This is a genomic window from Bacillus sp. EB106-08-02-XG196 (genome assembly GCF_013396335.1).
Lineage (GTDB): Bacteria > Bacillota > Bacilli > Bacillales > Cytobacillaceae > Neobacillus.
The window spans coordinates 171,152-183,106 of sequence record NZ_JABWSY010000001.1 but is presented as its reverse complement, the minus strand read 5'-3'; the positions used below and the strand labels follow the sequence as shown (position 1 = coordinate 183,106).

The 11,955-nt window shown below is 40.6% G+C and carries 9 protein-coding genes; all 9 read left to right on the top strand.

Annotated features, from left to right (window positions below; all coding sequences use genetic code 11):
- The first annotated feature begins 3 nt into the window (after window positions 1-3).
- The 9 genes from MLOOGBEN_RS00800 to MLOOGBEN_RS00760 all read left to right on the top strand — a co-directional run bounded on the left by MLOOGBEN_RS00800 (window position 4) and on the right by MLOOGBEN_RS00760 (window position 11,944).
- Window positions 4-2,025, top strand: a complete 2,022-nt coding sequence (locus MLOOGBEN_RS00800) for a YyaL domain-containing protein (protein ID WP_179156358.1) — start codon at window positions 4-6, stop codon at window positions 2,023-2,025.
- Between the two features lie 99 nt (window positions 2,026-2,124).
- Window positions 2,125-2,790 carry an aspartate/glutamate racemase family protein gene (locus MLOOGBEN_RS00795; protein WP_179156357.1) on the top strand — a complete coding sequence of 222 codons (666 nt, stop codon included), beginning with the start codon at window positions 2,125-2,127 and terminating at the stop codon, window positions 2,788-2,790.
- Between the two features lie 14 nt (window positions 2,791-2,804).
- Window positions 2,805-3,722, top strand: coding sequence for a class II fructose-bisphosphate aldolase (locus MLOOGBEN_RS00790; RefSeq protein ID WP_218780986.1), 918 nt, complete (start codon window positions 2,805-2,807; stop codon window positions 3,720-3,722).
- 32 nt (window positions 3,723-3,754) lie between these two features.
- Window positions 3,755-6,184, top strand: coding sequence for an alpha-mannosidase (locus MLOOGBEN_RS00785; protein ID WP_179156355.1), 2,430 nt, complete (start codon window positions 3,755-3,757; stop codon window positions 6,182-6,184).
- A 2-nt stretch (window positions 6,185-6,186) separates the two neighbouring features.
- On the top strand, window positions 6,187-6,858 hold the full coding sequence (locus tag MLOOGBEN_RS00780) for a class II aldolase/adducin family protein (protein ID WP_179156354.1): 672 nt from the start codon (window positions 6,187-6,189) through the stop codon (window positions 6,856-6,858).
- On the top strand, window positions 6,855-8,129 hold the full coding sequence (locus tag MLOOGBEN_RS00775; RefSeq protein WP_179156353.1) for a four-carbon acid sugar kinase family protein: 1,275 nt from the start codon (window positions 6,855-6,857) through the stop codon (window positions 8,127-8,129). Before MLOOGBEN_RS00780 ends, MLOOGBEN_RS00775 begins: the two co-directional genes overlap by 4 nt.
- Window positions 8,130-8,156: 27 nt before the next feature.
- Window positions 8,157-8,783: a D-sedoheptulose-7-phosphate isomerase gene (locus MLOOGBEN_RS00770; RefSeq protein ID WP_179156352.1), complete on the top strand. Its 627-nt coding sequence runs from the start codon at window positions 8,157-8,159 to the stop codon at window positions 8,781-8,783.
- Window positions 8,780-9,757 (top strand): ROK family protein, encoded by a 978-nt coding sequence (locus tag MLOOGBEN_RS00765; protein ID WP_179156351.1) that lies wholly within the window; start codon window positions 8,780-8,782, stop codon window positions 9,755-9,757. The genes MLOOGBEN_RS00770 and MLOOGBEN_RS00765 overlap by 4 nt, the downstream gene beginning before the upstream one ends.
- Before the next feature lie 33 nt (window positions 9,758-9,790).
- Entirely contained in the window at window positions 9,791-11,944 is a 2,154-nt protein-coding gene (locus tag MLOOGBEN_RS00760; RefSeq protein WP_179156350.1) for a Sip1-related alpha-galactosidase, read from the top strand.
- Window positions 11,945-11,955 lie beyond the last annotated feature (11 nt).

Below are 11,955 nucleotides of genomic sequence, written 5' to 3'. Positions count from 1 at the left end.
TCCTTGAGTACTATTATTAACCTTCATCATAATGAAATTGAAGTGTATTCATCAGAACGAAAGAGCAATAATGCTTTTCTAAAACTGTCATCACTGCTTGAAATATATAACGGTGAACAGACAGTAGAGGATATCCAAATAACAGAAGTTAATCAGGTGGATGACAGCTTCCACGTGTCGGGCGAAGGGGAGTTATTCTCTGTTCAATCTGAGTGGAAACCTGACCAAGATGGCAGTCATTATATACAGGTTGACTTAAACGTTCGCTACAAGCAGGAGGTTTCAGGTGATTTTGGATTACAGTTTAAAGCCGAATTAGCAGGAAACGGAAAGCCGACTTGGATGATTCCCGGTGCCTTTTACAAAGAGAATCGTTTTGAGCATAATTCCAGGCAATACCCAAGATATGATTACCGTAATGGCAATCATGAAGAAATGGTATCTGATCACTGGTCCTTTCGAGCAGACCGTGCGGCACTTCCAGCCGTTTTTGCTTGGAATGATGAGATGTGCGGTGCTTTTTGTGTAGAGGAAATGTCTGCACTTGGGTTGACAGGTTTAGGGTTTAAAGGAAATGAATCTGAAACTTCCATTTGGGTGAATTTTCCTTATAAAGAGGAACCGGTCACATTTGTTGGGCAGCCAATTCCTGAGCCAAAGGATATTTCTTTATATACCTTTAAACCAGGTGAAAGTGTCACTTTGCGAGTGAAAATCTATACAGGCTCAGCTGATTTACATTCCTATGATCCTTTCGTGCGTGAAATCTATAAGCAGCATCAGCAAGAGTATGCATTAAATCCGTGGATCGGACTTGAAGAAGCAGCAGAATTAACCGCACATGGCTTATATCGCTGGCATTATATGCCTGAACATAGGATTCTAGCAGAAACTGCTGCCTTTGACCGTGAGTTTAATAACAATGTAAAAGGAATGGGAGACCGCCCCCATATGCATGTCGGCTGGGTCAGCGGGGCACCGTACGCCTACGCATTACTAACATATGGAAGAAAAAATGGGATAGGGCAATATGTGGATGCCGCAATCGATGTTATAAATAATATTGCATCGGCACTCGCCCCGAGTGGTACGTTTTGGGCGTCATGGGTGCTCGGAAAAGGCTGGGGAACTGGCTGGAATCCGAAAAACACTTGGCTGCAGGCAAGAACGGTTTCTGAGGCAGCCTTGTTTATGGTTCGTGCCCTTTCCTTTGAGAAACAGTTAGGATATAGCCACCCTGATTGGGAAAAGGCTGTAACCTCTAATTTGAATTTTGCTGTAGAACGCCAGCGTCCTGATGGAAATTTCGGTTCTTATTACCACTGTGAAACGGGAGAGGTCGAAGAGTGGGACGGTGCAGGAGGTATTTTATGGATTGCCTCTTTATTAGAAGGAAGTACATTTTTTCAAAAAGAAATATATCGTGCTGCAGCAGAAAAGGCAGGCCATTATTATGAGAGATTTGTGGTAGATGAATACATCTATGGAGCGCCAGAAGATGTCCATTTAACACCAACATCTGAAGATGCTTATAATGCCGTGGTCGCATATGTATTACTCTATGAAAGTGATAAAAATGAAAAATGGTTAGTGCTTGCAAAATCTGCAGCAGATTGGTTAATGACTTTCCGTTGGACTTACAATCTAGCATTTCCAGAGCATACATTGCTGAATCAGTACGACTTCCGCTCTCGTGGTGCTGACCAAGCATCGCCGTCTAATCAGCATTTACATAATTATGGACTGTTTTGTGTGCCAGAAATGCTGCGTTTATGGAAATATAGTGATGATTCCTATTACTTGGACCGAACACGAGATCATATCGCTTGTTTCTTGCAATTTATTGCGAGAAAAGATGGTGATTTTAACGCCTATAAAGGAATGGTCACTGAGCGTTTTTATAATACGAATTGCTTTCAGCCGAAGGGAATGATGTTAACACTATCTCATTCCTGGTGTGTTGGTCTAGTGCTCTATGCTGCCCAGGAAGCATTAACTTTTAATAGCGATTTGAAGCTATCTTAATTGAAAATTCAATTAGCCATCCTGGTCAGCCATGATGGTTAGTTGAGTTTACTAATATCGGCAGCAGCTATCTTACTATCAAATTGGAGGGATGAAGAGATGAAAAAGAAGCTTGCGATTATCCATACGACTCCAGTCACCATTGAGCCGTTAAAGGATTTAGCCCAGAAAATGATTGGAGAATGCGAGATTGTCAATTTAGTAGATGACTCCATCCTCCCGCAGCTAAGTAAAAATGGCGGGAATATCAATGAAATTGCTGAACGCTGGGAAAGTTATGCCAGGGTTGCACATGGGCAGGGGGCTGATTGTATATTGAATGCCTGTTCTTCAATAGGAGAACTTGTTTCCTTAACTCAATCAAAAATAGCAATACCAATCGTCCGCATTGATGACGCGATGGCAGAATATGCAGTAAATGCTGCATCAAAAATTGGGGTTGCGGCAACTTTGGAAACGACGCTAAAACCGACCTTAGAATTGTTAAAACAAAAAGCAGCACAGAAGCAGAAAGCAGTTGAGTTTCAACCTATTCTAGTTGCATCCGCCTATCAGAAATTAATGGCAGGCGATAAAGATGGTCATGATTCGGACCTTTCGAAGGCTTTACGTGAATTAGCAAAAACAGTAGATATCGTCGTACTAGCTCAAGCATCAATGGCAAGGGTTGTTTCTACTTTTCCGGCAGATGAGCAGCGCCATTTTGTAACGAGTCCCGAGCTAGGTATGGAAGCAGTGAAAAACACCTTACAAACTATTAAATAAAAGGAATGATAATGATGAATCAAGTAAAACCAGCTAATGTACTCCCATTAACCGAAGCGTTAAAAATGGCAGAAAAATTTCAATATGCAACAGGTTCGTTTTCACCACGTTATACAGCAATGATTAAACCAGTTTTACAAGCAGGACAAAAAACAGCTTCACCACTTATTGTTCAAATCTCACAAAAAGAATTAGAACGTTATGGAATTACACCATTTGAATTTGCGGATGAGTTTTATAAACAAGTAGAAACTTTAGCGATTACAGTCCCCGTTGTTTTACATTTAGACCACACGAAAGAATTAGAAGTGATTAAGGATGCAATCGAAGCTGGATTCACATCTGTCATGATTGATGCTTCAGAAAAACCATTTGACGAGAATGTAAAAATTACAAAAGAGGTTGTGGAATATGCTCATGCAAAAGGAGTATCTGTGGAAGCAGAACTTGGCATGATTGGTACAACCGATTTTATTGAAACAGATAAAGATGAAGAATTATATACTGATCCAATTGAAGCAGCTGAATTTGTTAAACAAACAGGTGTCGATGCCTTAGCGGTATCATGCGGAACAGCACATGGTGTGTACATGGTTCGTGAACCAAAGGTTGATTATGACCGTTTAAGTGGTATTCGTGCGTTAACACCTGTCCATTTAGTGCTTCATGGCGGATCCGGTGTACCGAGTGAAATGATCCATAAAGCATTTCAGCTTTCAAACGGCGGTGTAAGTAAAGTAAATATTGCCACTGACCTAGAGCTTTCTGTGTTAAAGGCAATCGGACGAGAGGAAAGAATGACCAATGTTGAATGTAGGCTATTACCATTAGATGAATTGCAGGCAGGTCAAAATGCTGTCGAAGAAACGGTATCAGAAAAAATCACTCAATTTTTATTAAGTGATAATAAAGCATGTCATTTCAACCAATAACAAAAAGAATCAACAGATTGGGGTTTTAGGAAATGAAAGATAAAACATTTCATATGATTGGAAATGCTCACTTAGATCCAGTTTGGCTTTGGCAATGGCAAGAGGGATTCCAAGAAACAAAAGCCACATTTCGTTCAGCCTTGGACCGAATGAAAGAATATGAGGATTTCATTTTCACCTGTAGTTCAGCAGCGATGTTTGAATGGGTAGAAGAAAATGATCCGGAAATGTTTGCTGAAATCAAAGAGCGGGTAAAAGAAGGGCGCTGGCGAATTGTTGGCGGCTGGTGGATTCAGCCAGATTGCAATATCCCTAATGGTGAGTCGTTTGTAAGACAGGGTCTATATGGCCAGCATTATTTTCAAGAGAAATTTGGTGTAACAGCTCGTGTTGGCTACAATGTTGATAGTTTTGGTCATCACGGCATGCTTCCACAAATTCTAAAGAAAAGTGGAATGGACTCTTACGTTTTTATGCGGCCTGCACCAAATGAAAAAGGTCTTCCCAGTAGGCTCTTTTGGTGGGAATCTGATGATGGCACACGTGTAATGGCGTTCCGAATTATGCAGGAATATAATTCATGGGGCAAAGAGCTTGATCGAATTGTCCATCGAAGTAAAGGCGAGTTTAAAGGCAGCGTCAATGACCTGATGATTTTCTATGGAGTAGGAAACCATGGCGGCGGACCAACGAAAGAAAACATTGAGAGTATCTATCGGTTAAATGAGGATGCCAGTCTTCCTAATCTAACAATCTCAACACCTGAAGAATATTTTGAAAAAATGAAAAATACAAATGATTTACCTGTTGTTCATGATGATCTTCAGCACCATGCAAGCGGGTGCTATGCTGCCCATTCTGGCGTGAAACAATACAATCGTAAAGCAGAAAATATCGTGATGACAGCTGAAAAATATGCAGCTCTTGCTTCTTGGTTAACAGGACAACCGTATCCAGTTGAATTCAAACGGGCTTGGAAAAATATCTTATTTAATCAATTTCATGATATTTTAGCGGGTACGAGTATTGAGCCTGCCTATGAGGATGCAAGAAATTTATATGGCGAAGCTATCTCGATTGCTGACCGGGCCTTAAATAATGCGGTTCAATCGATTTCATGGAAAATTGATATCGAACAAGATGAAAGAATGAAACCAATTGTTGTTTTTAACCCACATGCATGGGTGAGCAAAGTGAATGTAGAAATTGAAATTGGCGGCTTTAAATCAACCTCTGTTTTAGTGGATGATCAAGGCAATGCTGTTCCATTTCAAACAGTACAGTCACAAGCAACAGCAGGGGGGCGATGGCGCTTAAACTTTTTAGCTGATTTACCGGCCATGGGATATCGTATGTACAAGCTTTATACAGAACTAAACAGCGTTACACCAGTGGGTGAACCAATTAATGTAAGCCAATACTCCATGGAAAACGAACGTTTTAGAATCGAGTTTGATTCGGAAACAGGTTGGATTAAGAGTTTATATGATAAACAAGTAGAGCATGAAGTTTTTTCGGGTCCTGCAGCGATACCGATGGTCCTGAATGACAAAACAGATACTTGGAGCCATGATACCCTCCATTTTAATGATAGATTAGGCAAGTTTAAGGCGACGAAGATTTACCTTGCAGAGCATGGTCCAGTTAAATCTGTGATTCGGGTGAAAAGTGAATACGGACGCTCTATAGTAATTCAGGACTTCACCATGTATCAAGAGAAAGACCAAATTGATGTGAATGTTACTGTTGATTGGCGAGAAAAGTTCAAGATGCTGAAGCTTGTTTTCCCTATCAATTCAATCTTTAGGAAACAAACATATGAAATTCCATATGGAACAATCGAGCGGGAACATAATGGCGAAGAGGAACCGGGTCAAAGCTGGGTGGATGTAACAGGTGTTCGTCCAAACCACGAAGGCGTATATGGTTTGAGTTTGATGAATGACGCAAAATATAGTTACAGTATCCACAATAAGGAGCTTTCTTTAACGGTATTGCGCAGTCCAATTTATGCCCATCATGATCCACTTGTTCCAGAGGAGGACGGGGAATATACGTTTATCGACCAAGGAATTCAGCGCTTTGAATACTCGTTACTTCCACATGAAGGAAGCTGGGAAGATGCAGAAACAGTGAAAAGAGCAGCGGAATTAAATTGTAAACCAATTGCTATTATTGAAACATTCCACAAAGGTTCATTACCACAAACAGATTCATATGTGAACATAAGTGGTGCGAATCATGTGCTCGTAAGCGCCATCAAGAAAGCAGAAGACAATGAAGATTTGATTATTCGCGCTTATGAAACGAATAAAGTCGCAGCAGAAGTTGAAATCACTTTGCCGAAATTTAATCGTTCCTTTAAGGCATCCTTTAAACCTTCAGAAATCAAAACCTTCCGAATCCCTAAAGATAGCGAAAATCTAGTTAGGGAAACGAATCTAATTGAATGGGATGAGTAAAAATGGTCATCGATAAGAAACTGCTAGAACTAAAAAAGCAATTGCAGGAAACAGGAAAATTCATGATGGAATATGACCTTGCCTGGGGAAATTCAGGGAATATCAGTGCTAAAACGGAGGAGAATTCGTTCTTTATTACGGCAAGCGGTACTTATTTAGGCGATTTAGATGTAGAAGATTTTGCCGAATGCTCTTTAGAAGTTAACGAGAGTCCTAGTTTCGGTCCAAAGCCTTCGAAAGAAGTCCCAATGCATCAAGCAATCTATGAAACTAGGCCTGAAATCGGTGCAGTACTCCACGCCTCACCTTTATATAGTACGCTGATCGCTTCTTCCCATCTCGACGCACATGCACCTTGGTTTGTTGAAGGGATGTATTATTTAGAACGGATTGAACGTGTCCCATATGCACATCCTGGTTCAATTGAATTAGGAGAACTCGTTCGAGAAAAGGCGAAAAACGCCAACATTCTTTTATTAGAAAACCATGGAGTCCTTGTTTATGATACAAGCATTAAGGAAGCGAAAATGGCACTGCAAACATTAGAAATGGCATGCCGCATGCTCATCATTTCCCGCAGCTCCGGTATCGTTCTTCAAGAGCTTTCGGATAATAAGATACACAGCTTTCTTCATGATTCAGGATATAAGCCGCGAAGGAAGTGGGAAAATTGATCGGAATTGTTGCGGATGATATTACAGGAGCAAATGATATTGGAATTATGTATGCGAAAGCAGCCTGGCAGACAGATGTCTATCCTTACACATTTTCACAAACAAAAATAGGAACGTTCCTACCAGAAGTATTAATCATCGATACGAATTCTCGTCTCGATTCCTACAACGAAGCCTACGAGAAGGTTTTTTCGAGCACAAAAAATCTTCAGTTACTAGGATGTGAACAATTTTTTAATAAAACATGTTCGGTTTTTCGTGGAAATATTGGTGCTGAATTTGATGCGATGCTAGATGCGCTTGAAAGTGAATTTGCTGTCGTTGTACTTGGCTTCCCGAAAAACGGAAGAACCACGATAAATGGAGAGCATTATGTCCATGGAAAAAAATTAGCAGATTCTGAGTTTCGTCATGACCCTGTACATCCGATGCACGACTCTAACTTGGTTGAAATTTTACAAGCACAAACAAAGAGAAAAGTAGCCCTTGTGGAAGTCGATATCATTGATCAAGGCAGCGAATTACTTAAACAAGAAATTGAACGCATGCGTACAGAGTGCAATTACTTGCTGATTGATGTTAGAGACCAGTTATCTTTACAAGTCATTGCAAGAGCCATCAAAGAGGAAAAGATTATCTGCGGGGCATCAGGCATTGCAGAAGAATTAGCACTCGTAATGAATCAAGGTCAAAAGGAACAACAATCTATTAAAATTCCAAAATTAGATACAGGAATACTATGTGCCGCTGGCAGTTTAATGCCACAGACCTTTAAGCAAGTGGAAGAAATGAAGAAACGTGGATTTCCTGTATTGGAATTGGAATCACGTCTGTTGTTTTCTGGGCAAAAGGAAGCACATAAAGAGGAGCTTATCACGAAACTTGTCACTTGCTTAACAAAGGGTGAAGATGTGCTGGTGCACTCATCAAATAACCCGGATGTTGTGAAAGAAACAAAACAAATTGCCGCAAGTTTAGGTTTTTCGAATACGGCAGTTTCAAGGAGCGTATCTGAATCATTAGCGTTTGTAATTGATGAAACGGTAAAACGGACTAATGCTAATCGCCTGTTAATAGCAGGTGGTGAAACCTCTGCTTCTGTTTGCAGCAGGCTTGGGATTGAAGGTCTTCGAGTCTGGAAGGAAATTGAACCCGGTCTTCCCTCATGTATGAGTTTAAATAAGCCATCAATGATGCTTGTCTTAAAGTCAGGCAGTTTTGGGAGTCCTGATTTCTTTGCTAAGGCGATTGACCATCTTAAGGAAAATTAATGAATGATTTTAATAGGGGATGTAACGATGAATGCTAGATTAGAAAAACTAATTGAAAAATATCCAGAATTACTTGAATGTCAGAACAGTATTATTGAAGCTTTTAATGCGATTAAAAAGTCCTATGAAGCAAATGGAAAACTGCTGCTTGCTGGTAATGGAGGCAGTGCAGCTGACTGTGAGCATGTTGTTGGTGAATTAATGAAGGGGTTTATGTCGAAGCGGCCATTACCTCAAACAATCAAAGCAAAGTTAAGGGAAACTGCAGATGGAGACTATCTTGGTGAAAATTTGCAGGGAGCGCTCCCTGCTATCTCGCTTGTCAGCCATTCGGCACTGATGACAGCCTTTGCCAATGATGTTGCTCCTGACATGGTGTTTGCACAACAGGTTTACGGTTACGGAAAACTCGGCGATGTATTCATTGGCTTTAGTACTTCAGGTAATTCGAACAATATTAACCATGCTGTAAAAGTGGCAAAAGTGCTTGGAATAACAACGATCGGATTCACTGGTAAAAGTGGCGGGGCTTTAAAAGAGCTTTGTGATATTACCATTTGTGTTCCTTTTGATGGCACACCGGATATTCAGGAAAGGCATCTGCCTATTTACCACACCCTTTGCATCATGCTTGAGGAGGAGTTCTTTGGATGAAACCCGTTTTAGCAGGTTTAGATATCGGTGGAACAAAGTGTGCTGTAGTAGTAGGTATTGAAGATCTGCAAGGAATTCAGATTGTAGCAAAACAAAGTTTTCCTACTCCTGATACCCCCGAAAAAGCGCTGACGAAAATGATGGATGCATTAGAGAAAATGTTATTTGAGCAGGAAGATTTTGTTTTAACAGCCATTGGAATAAGCTGTGGCGGTCCGCTTGATAGTAAGAAAGGGCTCATCTTATCGCCTCCAAATTTACCAAACTGGGACCGGATTGATGTTTTAACACCGCTAAGAGAACGTTTTCTAGTCCCAGTTTCTGTCCAAAACGATGCAAATGCATGTGCGCTGGCTGAGTGGAAGTGGGGCGCAGGAAAAGACACGAACAACATGGTCTTTCTAACATTCGGAACGGGAATGGGTGCAGGTTTCATATTGGATGGACGCTTGTATACGGGTACAAATGATATGGCTGGTGAAGTCGGCCATGTTCGTTTGGAACAGGACGGTCCAATCGGATACGGGAAGGCCGGATCATTTGAAGGCTTTTGCAGCGGCGGCGGTATTGCTCGTTTAGCTCAAAGGATGGTTAATGAATGGTTCAATCAAGGAAAAACGACCGAGATTTGTTCTTCAAGGGAAGAAATTGCTGAAATCACAGCCAAAAGTGTTGCAGAAGCTGTAAATGCTGGGGACGAGCTGGCCAATCAGATTTATCAAGTAGTTGGGCAGAAATTAGGGAGAGGCTTAGCTCTTTTAATTGATATGCTTAATCCCGAAAAAATTATTATCGGCAGCATTTACTTGCGGCAAGAAGCTTTATTAAAACCAATCGTGATGGAAGAACTACGAAAAGAAGCCCTTCCTTTCTCGCTCGAGGTTTGCGAGGTTGTTCCTTCAGGGTTAAAAGAAAGTGTTGGTGACCTAGCGTCTCTCTCTGTTGCTAAATATGCACTTGAACTCGAAGGATAGGTCCAGACCAAAAAAGACTAAAGGAGTCATACTATGTTTCAATTCGATAAAAAACAAGACGAGCTAGATTGTCTTTACCATAATCAGCGTATTTTATCAGGAATTCAAGTCTCAGTAAATCTTGATTCTCACTCTACTATATCTTTAAATCTCAAAACCGCGTCAGAGAATACAGTGGAAGACCTCCTCGGCACCTATAAGGAATATAGTTATCATTATTGTGATGATTTGGAAACGGTAACGGCAGCATTAACATTCCGCTGTTATGATTCGTTTATGACATCATTTGTAACTGCATCTATTAAAAATGATGAACTGTTCAAAAAACAAGCTTATTTTGCAACACAGCAAGCAATTAACATTACGATTGCTAACCATATAGAAGAGTATCAGGCAATGGCGAACTATCAACATAAAGATTGGTGGACGCGCCCATTTTTTACGAACAACATCAAGGAAATCCCTGAACGAACACAATCCTTGCTTTTAAAAAATGATAATCGTTATTTTCATCTGCTTCCTGTTTGTGATAAAGAAGCACGTACAGATTTGTCAGGCACTGAAAAGGGCTTGCAGATTTCTGTTTCTCCATTTCATGGCGGCTATAACCAGATTAGTACCTTTGCCTTTATTTTTGGTGCATCAAACCATCCTTTCCAGTTAGTGAATGACAATGTAAAGAGGGCTTTAAGTTTCTGTGGTCAAAGTGTCTTGCCTAGAGAGGAAAAGAGATATCCGGAAATTTTGGATTATTTAGGCTGGTGCAGCTGGGATGCCTTTTATCATGCGGTAAATGAGGAAGGAATTCTCACAAAAGCTGAAGAATTGCAGCAAAAAAATCTCCCTGTTAAATGGGTGATGATCGATGATGGCTGGTCAGAGGTTAATGGAAGAAAACTGCAATCCTTCGATGCTGACCAGGAGAAATTCCCTAATGGATTATCAAGTACTGTATCCTCACTTAAGCAGAAGTTTGGAGTGAACTGGGTAGGTGTGTGGCACACGCTTGCAGGATATTGGGAAGGAATTGCACCAGATAGTTCTTTAGCCAAATCTTTAGATAAGCATTTATACCAAGCGAAAAACGGCAGTTTAATCCCATCACCTAACGCGGAAGAAGGCTTTGGTTTTTGGCATGCCTGGCATTCTAAGCTTAAAAAGGATGGAATCGATTTTGTTAAGGTCGATAGTCAAAGTGCCATTTCAAACTTTATGGCTCATAACCAGTCAGTCGGTGAAGCAGCAAGCGGTGCTCATACAGCACTTGAAGCGTCCTGTTCTTTACATTTTAATAATACGGTTATCAACTGTATGGGAATGGCTGAAGAAAATATTTGGCATCGTCCATACTCCGCTGTATCACGAAATAGCGATGATTTTGTCCCGCAAGAAATGAATGGTTTTAAAGAACATGCGCTGCAAAATGCCTATAATTCTTTTTACCACGGTGCCTTTTATTGGGGCGATTGGGATATGTATTGGACGAAAAACCATGATGATCAGCAAAATATGATTTTGCGCGTCATTAGTGGGGGACCCATTTATTTCAGTGATGCTGTTGATAGCACGAATCCAGAAATGATTTGGCCGTTAATCTACAGTGATGGCCGAATTATACGCTGTGACCAGCCTGGAGTGCCAACAGAGGATTGCTTGTTTATCGATCCATTCAAAACGAGGGTGCCGCTAAAAATTTGGAACTCAAGTAAAGGTGCAGGTGTTGTTGCTGCATTTAATATTTTTGTAGGAAATGAAACCGTTAAAGGTTCTATCGGGCCAATTGATGTGCCAAATTTAGCAGGTGAAGAGTTCATCCTTTTTGATGTCTTAACTAAGAGACATTGGAAGCTGAAAAAAGAAGAACGGATCAATATCGAATTAGCCGAGAATGGAAGTTCTATATACCTCCTGATTCCAGTAACAGATTCGATTACTCCGATTGGGCTTATCAATAAGTTTATTTGTAATCATGGAATTATAAATAATTGGAACACAGAGTGTGGTTTGAAGCTTACGTTAAAAGAAGGCGGAGTCTTTGCATTCTTGTCTGAAGGACAACCATTAAGAGCAACTGTTAATGGTGAAGTGGTACCGATCGAAAGTGATTCCGTTAACCAGGATATTTATACGATTGATTGTCAAGCCATTGATGGTGAAGTGCTTCTAGAAATAGAATTAACGGACTAAGGTGAGGGAGG

Coding starts and splice junctions, on each gene's coding strand:
- MLOOGBEN_RS00770 (WP_179156352.1), top strand. CDS start 8,157: ATGAATGCTAGATTAGAAAAACTAATTGAAAAATATCCAGAATTACTT.
- MLOOGBEN_RS00780 (WP_179156354.1), top strand. CDS start 6,187: ATGGTCATCGATAAGAAACTGCTAGAACTAAAAAAGCAATTGCAGGAA.
- MLOOGBEN_RS00795 (WP_179156357.1), top strand. CDS start 2,125: ATGAAAAAGAAGCTTGCGATTATCCATACGACTCCAGTCACCATTGAG.
- MLOOGBEN_RS00765 (WP_179156351.1), top strand. CDS start 8,780: ATGAAACCCGTTTTAGCAGGTTTAGATATCGGTGGAACAAAGTGTGCT.
- MLOOGBEN_RS00785 (WP_179156355.1), top strand. CDS start 3,755: ATGAAAGATAAAACATTTCATATGATTGGAAATGCTCACTTAGATCCA.
- MLOOGBEN_RS00790 (WP_218780986.1), top strand. CDS start 2,805: ATGAATCAAGTAAAACCAGCTAATGTACTCCCATTAACCGAAGCGTTA.
- MLOOGBEN_RS00760 (WP_179156350.1), top strand. CDS start 9,791: ATGTTTCAATTCGATAAAAAACAAGACGAGCTAGATTGTCTTTACCAT.